At 55.2% G+C, this 19,282-nt stretch carries 18 protein-coding genes; 13 read left to right on the top strand and 5 right to left on the bottom strand.

The window, feature by feature from the left end:
• Positions 1-166: 166 nt before the first annotated feature.
• Entirely contained in the window at positions 167-409 is a 243-nt protein-coding gene (locus KO216_RS02805; RefSeq protein ID WP_251451757.1) for an RNA-binding S4 domain-containing protein, read from the bottom strand.
• Positions 410-470: 61 nt separating this feature from the next.
• Between KO216_RS02805 and KO216_RS02810 the strand changes: the two genes are divergently transcribed.
• The 9 genes from KO216_RS02810 (at position 471) to KO216_RS02850 (ending at position 8,821) form a co-directional block, all read left to right on the top strand.
• Complete coding sequence (locus tag KO216_RS02810; RefSeq protein ID WP_215522807.1) at positions 471-1,394, top strand: hypothetical protein; 924 nt, start codon at positions 471-473, stop codon at positions 1,392-1,394.
• A gap of 64 nt (positions 1,395-1,458) precedes the next feature.
• Positions 1,459-2,784 carry a histidinol dehydrogenase gene (gene hisD, locus KO216_RS02815; RefSeq protein WP_215522808.1) on the top strand — a complete coding sequence of 442 codons (1,326 nt, stop codon included), beginning with the start codon at positions 1,459-1,461 and terminating at the stop codon, positions 2,782-2,784.
• Positions 2,785-2,803: 19 nt separating this feature from the next.
• Positions 2,804-4,054, top strand: coding sequence for a dicarboxylate/amino acid:cation symporter (locus KO216_RS02820; RefSeq protein ID WP_215522809.1), 1,251 nt, complete (start codon positions 2,804-2,806; stop codon positions 4,052-4,054).
• A gap of 111 nt (positions 4,055-4,165) precedes the next feature.
• Entirely contained in the window at positions 4,166-5,317 is a 1,152-nt protein-coding gene (locus KO216_RS02825; RefSeq protein WP_309547332.1) for a histidinol-phosphate transaminase, read from the top strand.
• Entirely contained in the window at positions 5,314-5,913 is a 600-nt protein-coding gene (hisB, locus tag KO216_RS02830) for an imidazoleglycerol-phosphate dehydratase HisB (RefSeq protein ID WP_215522812.1), read from the top strand. The genes KO216_RS02825 and hisB overlap by 4 nt, the downstream gene beginning before the upstream one ends.
• Positions 5,910-6,671, top strand: coding sequence for a hypothetical protein (locus KO216_RS02835; protein ID WP_215522813.1), 762 nt, complete (start codon positions 5,910-5,912; stop codon positions 6,669-6,671). The genes hisB and KO216_RS02835 overlap by 4 nt, the downstream gene beginning before the upstream one ends.
• Positions 6,664-7,302, top strand: coding sequence for an imidazole glycerol phosphate synthase subunit HisH (gene hisH / locus KO216_RS02840; RefSeq protein ID WP_215522814.1), 639 nt, complete (start codon positions 6,664-6,666; stop codon positions 7,300-7,302). The genes KO216_RS02835 and hisH overlap by 8 nt, the downstream gene beginning before the upstream one ends.
• A gap of 9 nt (positions 7,303-7,311) precedes the next feature.
• Positions 7,312-8,037: a bifunctional 1-(5-phosphoribosyl)-5-((5-phosphoribosylamino)methylideneamino)imidazole-4-carboxamide isomerase/phosphoribosylanthranilate isomerase PriA gene (gene priA, locus KO216_RS02845; RefSeq protein ID WP_215522815.1), complete on the top strand. Its 726-nt coding sequence runs from the start codon at positions 7,312-7,314 to the stop codon at positions 8,035-8,037.
• A 1-nt stretch (position 8,038) separates the two neighbouring features.
• Positions 8,039-8,821, top strand: a complete 783-nt coding sequence (locus tag KO216_RS02850; RefSeq protein WP_215522816.1) for an SseB family protein — start codon at positions 8,039-8,041, stop codon at positions 8,819-8,821.
• A gap of 53 nt (positions 8,822-8,874) precedes the next feature.
• Here the strand turns inward: KO216_RS02850 and KO216_RS02855 are convergent, their stop codons facing one another.
• From KO216_RS02855 to KO216_RS02870, 4 genes are all read right to left on the bottom strand, one after another.
• The gene (locus tag KO216_RS02855; RefSeq protein WP_215522818.1) at positions 8,875-10,869 is read right to left on the bottom strand and encodes an acyltransferase family protein; all 1,995 of its coding nucleotides are present in this window, start codon (positions 10,867-10,869) and stop codon (positions 8,875-8,877) included.
• Positions 10,870-11,046: 177 nt separating this feature from the next.
• Positions 11,047-12,036, bottom strand: coding sequence for a metal ABC transporter permease (locus KO216_RS02860; protein WP_215522819.1), 990 nt, complete (start codon positions 12,034-12,036; stop codon positions 11,047-11,049).
• A complete protein-coding gene (locus tag KO216_RS02865; protein ID WP_215522820.1) occupies positions 12,033-12,770 on the bottom strand; it encodes a metal ABC transporter ATP-binding protein in 738 nt (245 codons plus the stop codon). Before KO216_RS02865 ends, KO216_RS02860 begins: the two co-directional genes overlap by 4 nt.
• Positions 12,761-13,741: a metal ABC transporter substrate-binding protein gene (locus KO216_RS02870; protein WP_309547333.1), complete on the bottom strand. Its 981-nt coding sequence runs from the start codon at positions 13,739-13,741 to the stop codon at positions 12,761-12,763. The genes KO216_RS02865 and KO216_RS02870 overlap by 10 nt, the downstream gene beginning before the upstream one ends.
• A gap of 244 nt (positions 13,742-13,985) precedes the next feature.
• Between KO216_RS02870 and KO216_RS02875 the strand changes: the two genes are divergently transcribed.
• Genes KO216_RS02875 through KO216_RS02890 form a run of 4 tightly spaced genes read left to right on the top strand, consistent with a single transcriptional unit; the run spans position 13,986 to position 19,237 of the window.
• On the top strand, positions 13,986-15,380 hold the full coding sequence (locus KO216_RS02875) for a glycine--tRNA ligase (protein WP_215522822.1): 1,395 nt from the start codon (positions 13,986-13,988) through the stop codon (positions 15,378-15,380).
• A 13-nt stretch (positions 15,381-15,393) separates the two neighbouring features.
• Positions 15,394-16,743 (top strand): YibE/F family protein, encoded by a 1,350-nt coding sequence (locus tag KO216_RS02880; protein WP_215522823.1) that lies wholly within the window; start codon positions 15,394-15,396, stop codon positions 16,741-16,743.
• Positions 16,733-17,947 carry a tRNA dihydrouridine synthase DusB gene (gene dusB / locus KO216_RS02885; RefSeq protein WP_215522824.1) on the top strand — a complete coding sequence of 405 codons (1,215 nt, stop codon included), beginning with the start codon at positions 16,733-16,735 and terminating at the stop codon, positions 17,945-17,947. The genes KO216_RS02880 and dusB overlap by 11 nt, the downstream gene beginning before the upstream one ends.
• 36 nt (positions 17,948-17,983) lie before the next feature.
• Entirely contained in the window at positions 17,984-19,237 is a 1,254-nt protein-coding gene (locus KO216_RS02890; RefSeq protein WP_215522826.1) for a deoxyguanosinetriphosphate triphosphohydrolase, read from the top strand.
• The last annotated feature ends 45 nt before the right edge of the window (positions 19,238-19,282 follow it).

Consider the following 19,282-nt stretch of genomic DNA (forward strand, 5'->3'; position numbering starts at 1 on the left):
TGACCCTTGTGCGCGGGGGAGAAGTTTTATCCGAATAGGCTAGGCGGGCGTAAAAATCGGACAAAGCTTCGTAGCTTTGTCCGATTTTTTGGGCGGGAGGAAAAACTTCGCCCCCGCGCTCAACCGAGCGCTTTTACCGGCCGCAACCCGTCATTTGCGGGGGAGATTAATGGGAAACTTGGGCACCCGTAGCGCCATTCGGGAGGTTGATCTGCACGATATCGCCGGGGGAGAGGGCGCTGCCGCGGCGGGTTTCTACCTCGCCGTTGACGGTAACGTCACCGGATTGGATGAACACCCGCGCCTCCGCTCCGTCCTCGACCAAGTTCGCCAGCTTTAAGAACTGTCCCAGTTTGATGGTTCCGCGCACCGGAATAGCCGGTAGAGACGTGCTGTTATTATCTGCCACGCAGTAAATGATACTAAACTGGTGGAAGCATGACTTTATTAAAGCAACTTGGAGGAGCTAAATGAGCAACCCCGAACCGCAAGGATTCCCACAAAGTAGTCCTCGCAGCGGAGCTAACTGGCCTTTTACCTCGTCTCAGGGGCAGGCAGCGCCTGGGCAGGAACCGGCTCCGGCATTCCCGGCTCCGGCAACTCCGCCAGCTCAAAATGTTCCTCAATACAGTCAGCATCCGGTGCAATCATCACAGTATCCACTGGCTGGTGGGACGCCGCTGCCCGCCGCAGCGAAACCGGCACTGTCGCAGCCTGACCCGGCTTTTGCCAATCCGGAACTAGCTCAGCCGCAGTCGGTAGCGACGGGTAATCCTTTGCCCGCGGCTCAACCTGCATCTGCGCCGGTAGAACAGCTGTCGGCCTCGCCCGTTTCCGATCCGCTGCCCGAAGATCGGTCGGTGGAAGACCCCACCGGGGAAACTCCAATTGCTGACTCTCAGGCAGCAGCTAGCGGTGTCACTGAACCTGATGTGGCAAGCGAAGAGGTAGAAAAAGACACCGGGTCTGCAGCGAAGGGGATTCAGGAATCTTTGCATCAACAGGCCTTAACCCCCTGGTGGCTAGACTGTTTAATGGCGCTGTCTCTAGCTGGAGTGATGGTGTTTAACGGGTTCGGAATGTCTATGTGGCTGCGGATCGGTTCTCTGATTGTCATGGTGATTGCGCTGATTTTGCTCACCTGGTATCAGGGGGATGCGCAAGAAAAATCCAATACTTTCCTAACGGCTACGCTGCTAGGGGTGGTATGCGGTTTCCTGGCCGGACTAATCGTAGTTGCCGCTTCGCTATATATGGTGGCGCCGATTCCCGCCTGGTATCCCTGGGTTCTATGGCTGGTAAGCGGGGTTTTACTCTTCTTAACTTATCGCGGATTCCGCGACTGGGTAATACAGAACCTGCAAAAGAAATCTCACCGGAAGTCCACTAAGTAAGTCAAAACATTTTATCTACTGGACGAAATCTCAAAGAACAGGTAGTAAAAACTAATATATCCTCATGCTCTCAATTACTGATTTTCGCGCAAACATGCCCAGTGGTCTGGAACTACGCCAGGCGCTGCCGCGCGCCCAAATGAACATAGAGGAGGCGGCAGAGAAAATCCGTCCGGTTATGCGGGACGTTAAAGACCGCGGTGCCGCCGCCCTCCGGGAACTTTCCGAAAAGTTCGATGGGGTGCGGCCCGAACATTTGCGAGTTCCAGAGCAAGAACTCTCCCAAGCATTAGAGCAGCTTGATCCCGCAGTTCGCGAAGCGATGGAGCTATCTATCGAACATAACCGCGCCGGTCACCGCGCACAGGTGCCTAGCGAGCGGGTAACCGAGATAATGCCCGGGGGCATCGTTAAACAGCGTTGGATTCCAGTAGAGCGAGTGGGTCTTTACGTTCCTGGAGGCTTGGCCGTCTATCCGTCCTCGGTAATTATGAACGTGGTGGCCGCTCAAGAAGCCGGCGTCAGCGAGATCGCAGTTACCTCCCCGCCACAAGCCCGTTTTGGAGGCCGGGTCCACCCCACGATTTTGGCTGCTTGCCAGTTGCTGGGGGTTAAAGAAGTTTACGCGGTAGGCGGGGCGCAAGCGATTGCCATGTTTGCCTATGGGGCTAGCGGGGAAGAGGGGTTAGACCCCAATCCGCTCTGCCAGCCAGTAGATGTAATCACCGGTCCCGGTAATATTTTCGTGGCCGCCGCTAAACGTCTGGTACGGGCGGTTTGCGGAATCGATGCCGAGGCTGGTCCCACCGAGATTGGGGTTATTGCAGACAGCAGCGCCGACCCTGTCCTGGTGGCTGCGGATATGATTTCTCAGGCCGAACATGATCCTAACGCCGCTTCGGTACTTTTCACCGACTCTGAGGAACTTGCACGCGAAGTCGAAAAGGAAATCGTTCCGGCCGCGCAGGCTACCAAACACTCCCAGCGGATTTGCCAGGCACTAAGTGGTCCTCAATCTGGAATCATCCTGGTGGCTGATATAGCTAGCGCCATCGAGGCCGCTAATGCCTACGCGCCTGAACACTTAGAGATTCACACCGCCAACGCCAATGAAGTTGCAGAGAAAATCCGTAACGCGGGCGCGATTTTCATCGGTTCATACACCCCGGTTCCTCTCGGGGATTACCTGGCAGGCTCTAACCACGTCCTCCCCACTGGAGGAACCGGACGCTATGAGGGCGGACTGTCAGTGATGGCATATCTCAAACCCGTGCAACAGGTCGAGTACCAGCGCGATGCCCTCGAAAAAATGGCGCGTCCGCTCACCGCGTTTGCCCGCGCCGAAGATCTTCCGGCACACGAAGAAGCCGTGAACTGCCGATTTAGATAGATAACAGATAGGAATAACTATGGCAGAAAACAATGTACGTATCCCCGCTGTTTTTAGGCAGCTGCTGTTCTGGGTATTGGTAGCAATTGTGGCTGGGGCTTTGATTGGTATGATCCCGGGCCTGCCCAAAGGATTCATCGCGCCCTTCGCTACTTTCAACGACATTTTCGGCAAATTCTTGAGTTTTTGTATCCCCCTAATCATCTTGGGGTTGGTGGGGCCGGCATTAGCAGATCTAGGGCGAGGAGCCGGTAAATGGTTACTGGCCACCGTAGCGATCGCTTATGGTTCCACCCTGTTCGCCGGTTTCGGTACCTACGGGATTGCCTCAGTGATTTTCCCGCGGATTCTCACCGAGTCGGCTCCCGAACTAAAAGAACCTAAGAACGCGGTGGGATCCCTGCTGGGAGATAACCTGAACATTACTCCGGTACTGGATGTGACTGGTGCCTTGATTTTGGCGTTTATCCTGGGTATTTGCATGGCAGCCTTGAATACCCCCACTTTGCATCGCGCCTATGGGGAGTTCCGGGAAATCACCATGCTGATGATTAAACGGGCGATTGTTCCTCTGCTGCCGTTGTTCATTTTCGGCACCTTCTTAAATATGTCCTATTCTGGGCAGATTGCGCTGGTCATAAAGGTAATGATCAAAGTTATTTTGGTGTCGGTAATCCTGACCATTGTCTTGCTGCTAATCCAGTACACGGTGGCGGGTGCGATTGCGAAAGTTAACCCCTTTGTGGCACTCGGGAGGATGGCGAGAGCCTACTTCACCGCCCTGGGTACTTCTTCTTCTGCGGCCACCATTCCGGTTACCTACCAGTGCGCCCGCAACAATGGAGTATCTGAGGAGATCGCGGGCTTTACAATTCCGTTGTGCGCTACCATTCACCTGGGTGGTTCCACGGTTAAAATCACCGCTTTTGCCCTGGCAGTCATGCAGATGACCGGGCAATCCATTACCTTCGGGAAGATGGCGATGGCCATCATTATTCTGGGGATCACTATGGTGGCGGCACCGGGCGTTCCCGGCGGCGCCATCGCGGCTGCCCAAGGCGTGCTGATGGGCTTCCTCGGGTTCTCGCCGGAGCTTTACTCCCTGATGGTGGCGCTCTATGTAGCAATCGACTCCATTGGGACTGCCACTAACGTGACTGGTGACGGCGCTATCGCCCTGGTAGTTAACAAGTTGGCCGGTGGCTCGCTTGGCAGCGAAAAAGGTCATGCCATGGCCACCGCGGAAACCATTGTTTCAGCCACTGACTAGCAGCTGACCCCGGTTTTCCCCCGCCGCACGCAGCTTTCGGTTTTCGTCCTCAGAAAAACCGAGACCAGCTGATCGGCGGGGGCGAAACATTGTCTGGGTAATCCCCTTAGAATGGGAGCAAGAAAGGAACGAGCATCTATGGAACAGTCCCCCTTGCTGCCGTTGCGGGAAGAACTCGCGCAGGTTACCCCCTATGGGGCGCCGCAATTGGACGTGGCTGCCCGGCTGAATGTTAACGAAAATCCCTATCCGCCCAGCCCCGGGATGATCGCCGACATTACTCAGGCGGTTGCGCGCGCAGCGGAGGGCTTAAACCGCTATCCGGATCGGGATTTCACCGCCCTGCGGAAGGCTTTAGCCGGTTATGTGCGCCGCGAATCGGGGCTCAGTTTCCCGGTCGAGCAAATCTGGGCTGCGAATGGCTCTAATGAGGTAATGGCGCAACTGTTGGGCGCCTATGCCGGTCCCGGCCGTACGGTTTTGGGAACAGAATATTCCTACTCGATGTATCCCGAGTACGTGCGGGGCGCGCACTCCCGCTATGTTAGGGTTCCGCGGCGCAGCGACTATAACGTAGATGTGGATGCTCTACTCCAGGGGCTGCGGGAAGTTAGCCCTAGCGTGTTGCTGCTGGCAAACCCAAATAATCCGACCGGTACCGCTAGCAGCGAAGCGGAACTAATACAGATTTTGCAGCAAGCTAGAGAAACCGGGCCGGTTATCGATGACAGACGCACCGCTACCGTGGTGGTAGTTGACGAGGCCTACGCAGAGTTTCGCAGCCCGGGTCAGCCCAGCGCCCTCGCCCTCTTGGAAAAATTCCCTCACCTGGTAGTTTCCCGTACCATGTCGAAATCTTTTGGAATGGCAGGGCTGCGCCTAGGCTACCTGGTGGCGGCACCAGAGGTGATTGCCGATATTATGCGGGTACGTTTGCCCTATCACCTCTCGGCGCTGACTCAGGCGGCCGCGATTGCGGCTTTAGGGCACGCGGAGGAGCAGCTACGTCAGTTGGCCGAGCTGCGCGAGCGCCGCGACAACTTGGCGTCTTGGCTGGAGAGTAAAGGCTACACCGTGCCTCGAACCCAAGCTAACTTTGTGCTTTTTGGACCGTTCCCGGATCGACACCAAATATTTAGTGATTTATTGGATCGCGGAGTCCTGATCCGAGAAGTCGGTCCGGAAGGATTTTTACGGGTAAGTATCGGCACCAGCCAAGAAGACCAGGCATTTCGCCAGGCACTAGAGGAGGTAACCAGATGAGTCGCAGCGGAAAAATAACGCGCAAAACCGCGGAATCGGAAATCACGGTCGAGATCAACCTAGATGGCACCGGTAAAAGCGAGATTAGTACCGGGGTTCCGTTCTATGACCATATGCTCACCGCCCTTTCAAAACATTCCTTGATTGATATGAACATTGCCGCTCGCGGGGATATTGACGTCGATGTGCACCACACGGTAGAAGATACTGCTATTTGCCTCGGCGCCGCGCTGCGCCAAGCCCTGGGGAACAAGGCCGGGATTCGCCGCTTTGCCGATGCCACCGTGCCCCTAGATGAGGCGCTAGCCCGGGCGGTAGTAGATGTGGCCGGACGCCCCTATTGCGTACATAGCGGAGAGCCAGCCGGCCAAGAATATCACCTGATAGGCGGACACTTTACCGGGTCAATGACCCGTCATGTGTGGGAATCTTTCGCCTATAACGCCGGGATTTGTCTGCACGTTGAGGTAATTGCGGGGCGCGATCCGCACCATATCGTAGAAGCACAGTTCAAAGCAGTCGCCCGGGCGCTGCGGGGAGCGGTGGAAACCGATCCTCGGGTTAGCGGGATTCCTTCCACTAAGGGCGCTCTGTGAACGCCGGGAAACTTCCGGAAGAGGACGATCCGCGCGATAAAGATCCGCGCGAGGAAGAGCCTTTGCGGGATAAAGAATCTAAGCCGGAGGACTACTTCGACCAAGTAATCGCGCAGTCGGGGATTAGGGGCGAAGACGTAGACGGTTTCGGTAAAGAGGTTGACCAGGATTTGCAGGCCTGGCAGCATTTAGAGGCGCTATCTCCGGAAGCCGGGGATGTGGCACTGGTATTAACGAACTTGCTAGAGCCGGTGCCGCTGGCCACTATGATGGCGGCTCATGAGATTGATGCCCGGATCGTGGAAACCGAGTCTGGGTGTGTAGTGTGGAAACGCCTAACTCCCACCCCCGATGATGAGCTAGAGGCACTGCTCGGTGACGAACGTCCAGTATCGCCCGAGGCCGAAGAACTGGCGCTCGCGGTATCAAAAATCACCCCCTATGGGGCGGTCCTATTTGTGTCTACTTTGCGTTCGGACTCCGATGATGATCCCGGCGTGCAGGGACAAATCACGGCGCGCGTCTACTATGACGGGCATTTTGACCGCACTATTCCCGCTGGCCCCCTGGTGTCATGTGCTGATGAACGCGTAGAAGATCTGTTGCTGGGGCGGACTTCTCCCGAGGACTATCCCCAGATTCGTCCGCCTCGCCTGCGGGATTTACCGGGACTTTTGCTGCGGCAACTACGCGAACTGCAAGAGGACTATAACCGTCGGGACGATAGGGGAAGCCAGGAGGATAAAAGCAGTGACTAAGCGGGTAGCGGTGTTTGACTATGGCTCGGGGAACGTGCGTTCGGCGGTTAACGCCCTCCGCCGCCTCGGGGTCGATGCCAACCTGACCAGTGATTTTTCCAGCTGCCTGGACGCTGAAGGGCTGTTAGTGCCAGGGGTGGGGGCTTTTGCCGCGGTGATGAAGGATCTGCATGCTCGCCGTGGTGACACCATTATCGACCGGCGTTTAGCTGGTGGCAGGCCGGTGCTGGGAATCTGTGTCGGGATGCAAGTGATGTTTGAACGCGGCTTGGAACACGGTGAAGACACTGCGGGGATGGGGGAATGGCCGGGAACAGTCGAGAAGTTGCGCGCCCCGATTCTACCCCATATGGGGTGGTCAAAAATCCAGGTAGGTCAGGGTTCTCAGCTATTTTCCGGGATTGAGGATCAGCGTTTTTACTTCGTACATTCCTACGGGGTAACCGCCGATCCTGCCGGGCATTATCGGCAATCTTCTCGCATGAAACCCCCGATTTTTTCTTGGGGAACCCACGGCGAGCGTTTCATTGCCGCGGTAGAGAACGGGCCGCTAGCGGCCACCCAGTTCCATCCTGAAAAGTCAGGTGACGCCGGTATGGAACTCCTTCGTAACTGGACACAAACCTTCTAAGGGAGAAAAATGTTAGAACTTTTACCGGCCGTAGATATAGTCGCAGGTCAAGCCGTACGCCTACATCAAGGCAAAGCGGGCAGCGAAAAAGTTTACGGAGTTCCCCTGGAGGTAGCGCGCACTTTTGAGGCAGCAGGGGCCCGCTGGCTACACCTGGTGGATTTGGATGCCGCCTTTGGACGGGGAAACAACACCCAAGTGGTGCAAGAAATCGTTGAGCAGGCAGGTTTGCAGGTAGAAGTGTCGGGGGGAATCCGCGACGATGAATCTTTGGAACGCGTGCTTTCGGCAGGGGCACGCCGAGTAAACCTGGGAACCGCTGCGATTGAAAAACCGGAGTGGACCTGCCAGGTAATTGCCAAATACGGTGATCAGATCGCAGTAGGGCTGGACGTGCGCGGACATACTCTTTCTACCCACGGTTGGACCAAAGATGCGGGAAATCTTTTTGAAATGATTACCCGCCTAGATGAAGCCGGTTGCGTATGCTACGTAGTAACCGATGTGATGCGGGATGGTACTTTGACCGGCCCGAACACCCAGTTGCTCCAAGAAGTATGCAAAGCCACCTCCGCGAAAGTAGTAGCCAGCGGGGGAGTTAGCACCCTGGATGATTTACGCACTTTGCGCGAGCTCACCAGCATCGGGGTGGAGGGCGCGATTGTAGGCCAAGCCCTGTATTCCGGACAGTTCACTATCGAGCAGGCGCTGGCGGTCGCCAGCGGGAGAGAATAATTTGTTCGTTTCTAACCCTAAAAACTCGGAGTTTTCCGGCGGGCAATCCCTATCCCCTGATCGAGAAAACGCGATTTTACGCGCCCTGAGACGCAACGTTAATCCCGCTGATTGCGGGGATTTAGAACCGAGAATGGCGGCGGCGTTGAACCGCGGTGACCTGGGGGAGCGGCTGAAAGCGATAGCGGAGGCTTTACCGGAAGGGCGGGTCATCTTGCCGGTACTTCCGCACGGAATCTCTAGCGAGGATGCTTGCCCCAGCGGACAACTTCCGCAAGTTAGCCTAAAAGGCGTGAGACCTGCGCGGGCAGTCCCTATTTTTTCTTCGCTGTCAGTATTTGAGGAGGCCGTAAAGGCTGGTTTAGCTGCCCAGATAGCAACGAGCGGCGAAAGTCACCAACAAGTGCGCCCGTTGCCGGTTAGTGGCCGCGCCCTCGCCCTCGCCGCCCTAGATTCGCCCGGCCGCCTGCTCTTGGATGGCCGCTACCTCTTGCCGCGACCGCTGCTTAATGCTTTGGCCTGCGCTGATACTTGGGTGCCTAGCTGGGAAAATCAGCATTTCTTAACTCTACTAACGCGGCTTTTTAAGGAAAATCTGCCTACGGCTACCTGGAAAATCATCCCTCAAGAAGCAGCACCCGACCGGCTAATAGTGTGGGTAGATCCCGCTACGCCTGCTCTTGCTCAGTCCCTAAATGCTTTACAAAAGGGAATAAATTCCCTGGATAACCTGGAGGCTGCTGCCGACTTATTGGAGGTAACTCCGGTGCCTGCGGCAGGATAACGGGTAGCAAACCCCAGGGATTCGCGCGCTAAACGTTAACCCGGGAAGCCTCCCTAGCGGTCCACATAAATCATGCGTTTATCGGCAGGCACAGTTTTCTCGGGCAAGACGCTGTCGCCTTTGGTCTTCAGAGGTTTATTGGTTTTGGGGAAGGCTTTGACTAACGCCTGAGAGAAATGTAGGGAACGCTGGGTGTTGCCCTCTGGGTTGTAGTGAACTCCGTCGCCCTGCAGGAACCAGCTTTGGTCAACTTCCTGATCCCACCGGTAAACCCACAGGTTGGGATAGGTTGACATCGCGGCGAACAAGGATTCGTTCCAATGCTGCATCCGGGGAACCTCGTACCAGCGGGGAGCCATAGTAGCGGAGGTGGTGGGGGCAATCCACAATACCGGGTAGTTGGAGCCTAAAATCGCCATGGTGGCATTGATTTCATCTGCGGCATCGTCTCGTCCGGCCGCTGCCATATTGGCGGCATTATTTACCCCGAGGGCGATCACCCAGCAGGTTTGTGGATCTACGCCCTCGTTAAGAACTCTCTGAATGGAATCATTGCCGGTGGGGTTATCACCGAGTGACGCATTGGTGGCTCGTGCCCCTAAACTGCTGTTAATCACAGTTTCGGCGCCCACCGCCCGATAGGCGGCCTCCCCGGTTTGTTCTGGGCTGTTGACGGAACCAGCATTAAACATCCCCAGCGAAGTGGAGTCACCAATATGAACCACTTCCCGGCAACGTGTCTGCGTGTACTTCTCTCCCTCAGAAGTTCCCTGTTCAGAGGCTGCTTTCTCTTTAGCGGCTTTAAGTTTTTGTGCCGCGAGTTTTTGCTGAGCTAAATCTTGTTTTTGATAGTAGTCCTCAGCTGCGTAGGCTGGGGCTCCCAAGAGGGCAATCGCACAGCCTAAGGCCACCGGAAGCGACCAGAGAGGACGCGGGATCCGCCTACGTCGGTTGGTCATATACTCCCAGGTAGGCTTAAACAGACCTTTGCGCCTGATTGGATCCTCCACTAAAGACCAGGACAAAGAAGCCAGAATAATAGAAACCGCCATCACTATCAGAGTTGCGGCCCAAACCGGCAGGTCATGTAGCGGGCGGGATAAGAACGCAATCAAGGGAATATGCCACAGGTAGAGGGCGTACGAACGTTCCCCGATCCAGGCAAACGGACGCAATCCGAAGACTTTATAAACCAGAGTTTTTTTATTGCTCACCCCCATGAGTAGCAAAGTGGAGAATCCCGTGAGGGCAAGTATTCCTCCGTGGTAGAGCAGGGGAGAGTTGTCGGGGATCAATATGAAGGAAGCGATAATCCCAGCTGTCCCCACCAGGCCGGCTATCTCGGCCCATAGGCGGGGAGAACCGGTTTTATTACGGTTGCTGTAATAGATGGCCAGCGCCGCCCCGACCAGTAGACCACCTGCCCGGGTATCGGTACCCTCATAGACGCGAGTGGGGTCGGCTCCCGGAGTAAATAAGTACCACATCCAGGCGAAGGAGGCGGCCGCTAACAGCAGGGTGAAGACAGTTACCAGGAATCGTTTCTTGCGGAATAGCACCAGTAACAGCAGTAAGATCAGTGGCCAGAAAACGTAGAACTGTTCTTCAATCGACAAGGACCACATATGTTCTAGCGGACTGGTTTGGAACTGGTCGAAATAGGAATTCCCCGAGAGGATAGTCGTCCAGTTGTTGACATAGAAAATCGCCGCCAGCCCGGCAAAAAGATTTAGTCTAAAGTCGTCGGGTTTGAAAAACGCGGTTAGCATCCAGACAGCCAATACCGTGACGATTACTGCCGGCATTAGGCGGCGGATACGTCGCAGCCAGAAGTTCCCCAAGCGTAGGGTTCCTTTCCGATCCCAGCTGCGCATTAGGTTTCCGGTAATAAGGAAACCCGAGATAGTGAAGAATACCCCCACACCTAGCAGGCCGCCGGGTATGAAGTTGATCTTCATGTGGTACAAGACCACTCCCACAACTGCGAGAGTACGAATTCCGTCTAATGCGGGGTTATAGCGAGATGAGTCTCCGATTGGCTTAGGCACTGTTAGTTAATCCTTGGGGTTGAATTACAGGCTGTTCGGTCAGTATACGCTTCCCGGCAGGTGCCTTCGTTCCGCTGTTCGCCGGTTATCCGTCCTCAGAAATAGCGATTTTATTCTTAAAAAGGCTGATAAAAGGCGGTTAGATAGCCGTGTTGCTTCGAAGTGTTCGCCAAATGTTTAGTGATGCTCACAATTTGCTATTTCTTGGGGAGTGCGCAGGTGCCGGCGGTAAACCAGAGGCCGCAGCGCGGCTGCCAGGGCATAGAGGGTGATGAGCCCCATGACAATAGCCGAACCGGAGGCGGCGGCGGTGAAATAGGAAAACACCAGTCCCGCGATACACATCACTACCCCCAACGCCATTGCCCATCCCATAGTGGAGCTAAAAGAGCGGGCATAAATCTGGGAGATAGCTACCGGTACGATCATTAGCGCCGAAACTAGCAGCACTCCCACCACCCGCATCGCGGTAGAAACGGTTAGAGCGCTGACTACCGCTAAACAAATCGTCAGCAGCCGTACCGGAATCCCGGAAGCTAAAGCGAATTCCTCGTCGTTACAGATAGAAAAGAGTTCCCGGCGCAGCCCCAGACCGAAAACCAGAATTAACACCGATAGGGCAATAGTTAGGTACACATCTGACCACGAAACTGCGGCAATGGAGCCAAACAAGTAAGAGTTTAATTGGTTGGTAGTGCCGCCTGCCAGGGAAATCACTAACACCCCGGAGGCGATCCCTCCGTAAAATAACAGCGCCATCGCTACGTCACCGCTGGCTCCCCCCTTGGCACGTACCAATTCAATAATCACCGCCCCTACAATCGAGGCGATTACCGCTCCGGGGACTGCGAGGGCGTCTCCTCCGGCTACTTCCGTTAGATTACCGACTACCCAACCGAGCGCCACCCCAGTCAGGGCGACGTGACCGATGCCGTCTCCTAGTAGGGATAGGCGGCGTTGTACCAGGTAGGTTCCAATAATCGGGGCACTAAGGCCTACCAGCACCGCCACTATTAGGGAACGCAAGAAGAAAGGGGAGGCCAATAAACTGTTCCAGTCAGCTTCGAAGCTGGGCAGGGAGCCAACGAAAGTGGAAGAAAGGCCGAGGCTGGGCTGGGGGCTGATCGTGGCAACTGACAGGGGCGTGCTGGTAACGGTAATAATCATTTTTCCGCTGCCTCCTCGTGCAACTCGGGCCGTGAATTCTGGTTAGTGCTGTCTCCGGTCAACTGCCCGGACACCAAAGTGATAGTCCGGTCGATCAGGGGTGCTAGGAAACCTTGTTCGTGCAGCACAATCAGCATGGTTTTGCCGGCGTCTTTAGCTTGACCAATGGTGTTAGCTAGGCTTTGGGCGCTTTGACGATCCATACCGGCCATGGGTTCATCCATAATCAGGAATTCAGGCTGGCGCACCAGAGCGCGAGCAATCAGTACTCGCTGTTGTTGGCCTCCCGACATAAACTGAAACTTTTTGCCGGCGGCCTGAGCTAACCCCACTTTTTCTAGAGCGTTTAGGGCACGTTCCCGGTCGGAGCGTTTCGGTCCGAGGCGTCCTCGTCGCAGCAACCCGGAGCGCACTACCTCCAGGGCGGTTGCCGGAACCGTTCCTAGATTGCTTTTACGTTGGGGAACGTACCCCACCCTGGACAGGGCTTGAGGATAATTTTTCTCTCCGGGACGGGCACCAAAAATTTCTAAGCTGCCGGAACTGACTGGGTTTAGCCCTACCGCTGCTCTAACCAGCGTCGATTTTCCGGAGCCATTTTCTCCGCATAGCGCCACCGTGGTGCCCGAGGTAATCTGCAAGTTAATATTGTTCAGGATCAAATTGCCTTGAAGGGCGACAGATAACCCTGCCGCCCTAAAAGGTAGAGATCCTTTAGTCTCGGTTACTGGCATTTCATCGCTTTACTTAGTTTTCCCAGATTGTCCTGCATTACCTGCAGGTAATCTCGGTTCTTATCTACTTGGATTTCCAAGGGGTCAAGTACCTCGGACTTAATCCCCAGCTGCTCGGCTAAAGTCTTGGTGTCTTTATCGCCGAGGGCGCTCTCCGAAAACAATACGTTGACTTTTTTGGCTTTCGCAATGTTGGCAACTTCCTGTAGGCGAGTGAGCGAAGTTTCGGCTTCGGGATCGACCCCTTTTACCCCCACCTGCTCGAATCCGTAACGATCCGCCAGATATCCGTAGGCTTCGTGGGCAGTAACTGCGGTGGGGGTGGCGCATTTAGTCAGGCCAGCGCGGTATTCCTTATCTAGGACAGCCAGTTTATCTTGCAGTGCCTTCCCATTTTTCTTAAAAGTATCACTGTGTTTGGGGTCGGCCTTGCTGAGGATGGCAACCACCTGGGGTACCACTTGGGATAGCCGCTGGGGATCTAACCAAAAGTGCGGATCAAAAGCGCCGTGGTGGTGCTGGTCGTGACCGGCTTCTTCCTGGTGCTCGCCCTCGTGGTCAGCTTCATGCTTGTCCTCGTGTTTATGTTCGTGTTCTTCTTCGTGCTCGGCGGCTTCTTTGGCTGAAAGTTTCTTGAGTTGGGCGGCTTTGGCTACATCCAAAGTATTCTTGGGAGCCGCTTCTTTTACCGCGTCATCGACGGCTGCCTGGAATCCGGACAGATAGATCAGGGCGTCGGCACGAGACATAGTGGTCAGGTCTTTCGCGGATAGCTCTACTTCGTGGGCTTCTCCCGAGGGCGTCAGGTTAGTTACCTGCACCAAATCCCCACCAACTTGGCTGGTTACGTAGGCCAGAGGATAGAAAGAGGCGACGGCATCGACTTTTCCACTTTGCTCGCCTTTTGCACCTGCAGAACAACCCGTTAGTGCTAAAGCGCCGATCGCAGCGGCGCAGATTATTTTTCGCATTCCTTTTTTCATAGCCAAAAATATAAACGATAACCGTTCTCAAAAGCAAAATGTTGGGCACCACGACAGTAATGAGAAAAACTCCAGGTGAACCCGGAAAAACTGATTTTTTCTAGGTCGCTACCTTCTTTTTAGAGTTGTAAGTCACGCTCTGCCGTTCCGGTTCTGGGAAAGCATAGGCAACCCGGTAGAATCTGGGGTGGTAGCGCCTTGGCGCGGCAAGTTGAGCTTAAGGAGAAATACAGTGGCTGAAACGCCCTCGAATTTGGATAGTGTTATCAATCTGGCAAAGCGACGCGGCTTTGTGTACCCCTGCGGTGAAATCTATGGTGGAACCCGCTCTGCCTGGGACTATGGCCCCTTAGGGGTAGAGCTCAAGGAAAACATCAAGCGACAGTGGTGGAACCGGATAGTGCGTTCGCGCGCCGATGTGGTGGGCCTGGATTCCTCGGTTATTTTGCCGACCAAAGTCTGGGAAGCCTCCGGTCACCTCAAAGCTTTCACTGATCCTTTGATTGAATGCACTGCTTGTCATACTCGCCACCGCCAGGATGACCTGCAGGAAGCCTATGCGGAAAAGCATCAGCTGCCCTCCGCCGACGAGGTTTCGATGGAGGATGTTCCTTGTCCTGCTTGTGGAAAGCGGGGACAGTGGACGGAGCCGCGCGCCTTCTCGGGATTGCTGAAAACTTTCCTGGGGCCGGTTGACGATGAAAAGGGTCTGCACTTCCTGCGTCCGGAAACCGCGCAAGGTATTTTTATTAACTTTGCGAACGTGATGTCCTCTGCCCGAATGAAACCACCCTTTGGAATCGGACAGATTGGCAAATCCTTCCGTAACGAGATCACACCGGGCAACTTCATTTTCCGTACCCGCGAGTTTGAGCAGATGGAACTGGAGTTCTTCGTAGAACCGGGAACCGATGAAGAATGGCATCAATACTGGATCGATGAACGTCTCGATTGGTACCAGAACTTGGGGATAAGCAGAGATAACTTGCGTCTATACGAACACCCCAAAGAAAAACTTTCTCACTACTCCAAGCGCACTGTCGATATCGAATATGCCTTCGGATTCCAGGGATCCAAGTGGGGTGAACTAGAGGGTATCGCTAACCGTACCGACTATGACCTGGGTGTTCATCAGCAGGTTTCGGGTAAGAATCTGGACTACTTCGACCAGACAAAGGGAGAGCGCTGGATACCCTACGTGATAGAGCCTTCAGCGGGACTTACTCGTTCTCTGATGGCGTTTATGGTGGAAGCCTATTGTGAAGATGAAGCACCCAATGCCAAGGGGGGAGTGGATAAGCGCACGGTGCTGCGCCTGGATCCGCGTCTTGCCCCGGTGAAGGTCGCAGTTCTGCCCCTTTCCCGCAAGGATGAGCTAACTGGACCGGCTCAAGAGATTGCCCAAGATTTGCGAGCCAACTGGAATATCGAGTATGACCAGGCCGGACAGGTAGGCCGGAGGTACCGCCGTCAAGACGAAATCGGTACCCCCTTCTGTGTCACCTATGACTTCCAGTCGGGCGAGGACCAGTGCGTGACCGTGCGTGACCGTGACTCCATGGAGCAAGAACGGGTAAAGATTGCGGAGCTAACCAACTACTTAGCAACCCGCCTGGTGGGCTGCTAAAGGCGGCACGCGTTTGCATCAGCACCTCCGTCGTTCCGGCCATTCTCGTCCGGATCCGCAGTCTCTACGCCGTGCGCGTCGCGTACTAACTGCACTGATAGTGCCGGTTTTACTGGCGATTATTATCGGTATCGTAACGCTTTACAGTCCGAAACCCTTAGGGGATGCCTCGCAGGACTGGTCTCAGCAGGGGACTAACCGTTTGAGTGGTCAGGTGACGGGCTTGGATGGAAAGAAATGTCTGATTCCGGGACTGAAAATGCCCAAGGGAGCAGCTGACCCCACTAACGGCATGCCGGAAACCCAGCCCTTGGTGTGTGTGAAAGTGCTGGAAGGGCAATGGAAGGACAAGATTGTCCCCGTTAGGGTTCCCGAAGAATCCAAGTCGGCGATTCGAGTAGGGACTGCGGTGTGGATGCTCTATGACACCGAAGCTATGGCCACCGGTACGCCCTTCCTGTTTACCGATATTAAACGGGGGAACGCCTTGGCGATTATGGCGGTCCTGTACGTGATAATTGTGGTGGCGGTAGCCGGCAGGCGCGGCTTCTTGGCGCTACTGGGGCTGCTGGCCTCGACCCTGGTGATTGTGTTTTTTATGCTACCGGCGCTAATGGCTGGGCAACCTCCGATGCTGGTTACCTTGGCGGGGGTAGGGGCGATAATGTTCCTATCGGTCTACCTGGCGCACGGGATTACCATTCGCACCACCACCGCGCTGCTAGGTACCATCTTGGGGCTGGTAGTTACGGTTTTATTGGCTTACGCGGGTACGCGAGCGGCGGGACTTACCGGAGCTAGCGATGAGGATGCGTTGATTCTTGGCACCCAGCTGCCGGCTCTAGCACTGCCTTCCCTGTTTATGTGTGGAATCGTAGTGGCTGGTTTAGGCGCTCTAAATGACGTGACCATTACCCAGGCATCGGCGGTTTGGGAACTCGATGAGGCTAATCCCCAAATGCCGCGGCGAAAACTATTTTCCCGGGCAATGCGGATTGGACGCGACCACATTGCCTCTACGGTGTATACGTTGGCTTTCGCCTATGTAGGAACTGCGCTGCCTACTTTGATTTTGGCGATGTTATCGCAGCGTCCCTTCTTAGAACTGCTCACGGTCTCCCAGATAGCCGAGGAAATCGTGCGTACCCTGGTGGCTTCCATCGGATTAGTGCTGGCGATCCCCGCGACTACCGTGGTGGGGACTTTCCTCGTAAAATTCGTGCGGGCTTCCTCTGGGTCAGTCGCGGATTTACATTCGTCTTCCGCGAAAGATTCACGAGTGAAGGAGCAGGTAGAGCCGCAGACGTTAGGTGGGGACGCAACAACGGTAGTGCGTACAGGAGGCGGTCGGCATGCCCACTAAGCTCGGGGAAATTACGGTTGCTACTCCTATCGCTTTGGCGCCGATGGCGGGAGTAACCAACGCGCCTTTTCGCCGGATTTGCCGGGAGCAAGCAGTCCAAGCGCTCAAAGATTTAGGGATTACCTCTACTGATGGCCCGGCCAGCGGGCTTTATGTTTGTGAAATGATTACCGCCCGCGCCCTGGTGGAAGGCAACTCCCGCACTCTGGATTTGATTAAGCCAGACACGGAAGAGACGTTTCGTTCGGTGCAGCTACACGGGGTGGATCCGGAAACTATGTATCAAGGCGCCCGGATGTTGGTGCGCGAAGGTTTGGCCGATCACCTGGATATTAACTTTGGCTGTCCGGTTCCGAAAGTGACCCGTAAAGGTGCCGGGGCGGCTTTGCCTTGGAAAATAGAACGCTTTGGGCAAATAGTGGCGGCAGTGGTAGCTGGAGCAAAGACCGGAGAAAAAGATTCTCCGCGTGATCATCCCGTGCCGGTGACCGCAAAAATTCGTATTGGTATCGATGCCGAGCATGAAACCTATCGCGATGCTGGCAAATTGGCGCAGAAGGTAGGGGCGAGTGCGGTGGTGCTACACGGTCGCAGCGCCAATCAATACTATTCCGGCAGCGCCAACTGGGAGGCGATCGCCCAGTTGAAACAGGATTTAGAGATTCCAGTGTGGGGGAATGGGGATATTTTTTCTGCCGAGGACGCCTTGGCGATGCTGGAGCAAACCGGTTGCGCGGGAGTGGAGATCGGTCGCGGATGCCAGGGGAGACCGTGGCTTTTCTATGACCTGGCCAGCGCGCTTAACGGTTCGGATAACCGGGCTCGCCCCAACTTGGGACAGGTATGCGAAATGGCGTTGCGACACACCCAGATGCTGAGCTCCTGGATGGGAAACCAGGAACGGGCTTTGCGGGATATGCGGAAGCACCTGGGGTGGTATTTTCGGGGATTTGCAGTGGGGGGAGACTTCCGCCGCGCCCTCACCAGTGCTAATAGTTTGCAAGAGTTAGAGCAACTGTTTTCGACCCTAGATCCTGCTTTACCTTACCCTCCGGCAGCGGAGGGTAAGCGTGGCCGGAGGGGCAATCCCCGCAAGACCCACTTACCGGAGGGTTGGCTAGCAACCAGAGAGGTAGATGCGGCAGCTGCCCGGATTTTGGAAGCTGCAAAGCTGGATACTTCTCTAGACCAAGGCGGCTATTAGGGGGCGAAACCCCCGATAAAGGCTAGAGTGAAATATATGGAAACCGCGCCCTATTCTCCCCGTGACCGCGAGCGCTTCAAAACGGAGCCCACGAAATCTTCGCATCGCACCGATTTTGCCCGGGATCGGGCGCGGATTATGTATTCTTCGGCGCTGAGGCGGCTAGGGGCGAAAACCCAGGTTTTAGGGCCGGCGACTGATTCTTTTATCCGCACCCGGCTTACTCATTCCATCGAAGTTTCGCAGGTAGGCAGGTCGATCGCCCAAGAAATGGGGTGTGACCCCGATATCGTTGATGCCGCTTGCCAAGCCCATGACCTGGGGCATCCACCTTTCGGGCATAATGGGGAGCGGGCACTCGACGAAGTTGCCAAAGATATTGGCGGTTTTGAGGGGAACGCCCAAACCTTCCGCCTGCTTACCCGCCTCGAGCCGAAGGTTCTCAGCGCGACAGGCAGCCCTCTGGGGCTAAATCTCACCCGCGCCACTCTAGATGCGGTTTGTAAATATCCTTGGCTCAAAGGGGAGGGCGCTAATAGCGAATATTCGCGCAAAAAATACAATTGCTACCGCGAAGATGCCGAAGTTTTTAATTGGATGCGCAGGTTTTCGCCCCCGCACCAGCGCTGTCTAGAAGCGCAAATCATGGATATTTCCGACGATATTGCCTATTCGGTGCACGATGTAGAGGACGGTATTCAAACCGGGGAGCTAGACCCGGCTACCTTGGGGGAGAGCAAATCTTTAGAGTTGGTGTTTAAAACCGCGACTGAATGGTACGGAGCCGCGCAGGGTGACGAATTAGAAGAGGCCTGGAAACGGATACATACCCTACCGGGGTGGCTATCTAGTTTCGATGGCTCCTATCGCGATATGGCGCGGCTGAAAAATATGACTTCCCAACTGATAGGGTGCTTTTGCTCGGCAGTATCTTCCGCTACTTTGCAGGCGGCAGGAACCGGTCCCTTGCATCGCTACGATGCAGATCTTGTTATTCCGGATGCTACCCTCGCCGAAATTAAGCTCTTAAAAGGAATCGCTGCCGCCTATATGATGGCGCCGCGAGAAACTGAACCTATTTATTTAGCGCAACGCACCACTATCTATGAACTAGCCGATGCTCTCTGGGAACGGCCGGATGAGTTGGAAGAGCCCCATCTTAGCGCTTGGCGTCAGGCCACTGACGATGACGGCAGGTTGCGAGCCCTAGTTGATCAAATCGCCTCTTTGACCGACACTAGCGCTAACCAGTGGCACGCTCGCCTCTGTGGCATGTTCCGTTCAGTTTAGTATCTAAAATGAAATAACTGCTATTTAAGAAACTTTAGCGAGCGG

This window comes from Varibaculum prostatecancerukia (genome assembly GCF_943169825.2).
GTDB lineage: Bacteria > Actinomycetota > Actinomycetes > Actinomycetales > Actinomycetaceae > Varibaculum > Varibaculum prostatecancerukia.

Excerpts from the sequence above, each read along its gene's own strand:
- KO216_RS02820 (WP_215522809.1), top strand. The coding sequence starts at position 2,804 with ATGGCAGAAAACAATGTACGTATCCCCGCTGTTTTTAGGCAGCTGCTG.
- KO216_RS02825 (WP_309547332.1), top strand. The coding sequence starts at position 4,166 with ATGGGAGCAAGAAAGGAACGAGCATCTATGGAACAGTCCCCCTTGCTG.
- KO216_RS02865 (WP_215522820.1), bottom strand. The coding sequence starts at position 12,770 with ATGCCAGTAACCGAGACTAAAGGATCTCTACCTTTTAGGGCGGCAGGG.
- dusB (WP_215522824.1), top strand. The coding sequence starts at position 16,733 with ATGCCCACTAAGCTCGGGGAAATTACGGTTGCTACTCCTATCGCTTTG.
- KO216_RS02810 (WP_215522807.1), top strand. The coding sequence starts at position 471 with ATGAGCAACCCCGAACCGCAAGGATTCCCACAAAGTAGTCCTCGCAGC.
- KO216_RS02860 (WP_215522819.1), bottom strand. The coding sequence starts at position 12,036 with ATGATTATTACCGTTACCAGCACGCCCCTGTCAGTTGCCACGATCAGC.
- KO216_RS02870 (WP_309547333.1), bottom strand. The coding sequence starts at position 13,741 with ATGCGAAAAATAATCTGCGCCGCTGCGATCGGCGCTTTAGCACTAACG.
- hisD (WP_215522808.1), top strand. The coding sequence starts at position 1,459 with ATGCTCTCAATTACTGATTTTCGCGCAAACATGCCCAGTGGTCTGGAA.
- KO216_RS02890 (WP_215522826.1), top strand. The coding sequence starts at position 17,984 with ATGGAAACCGCGCCCTATTCTCCCCGTGACCGCGAGCGCTTCAAAACG.
- hisB (WP_215522812.1), top strand. The coding sequence starts at position 5,314 with ATGAGTCGCAGCGGAAAAATAACGCGCAAAACCGCGGAATCGGAAATC.
- priA (WP_215522815.1), top strand. The coding sequence starts at position 7,312 with ATGTTAGAACTTTTACCGGCCGTAGATATAGTCGCAGGTCAAGCCGTA.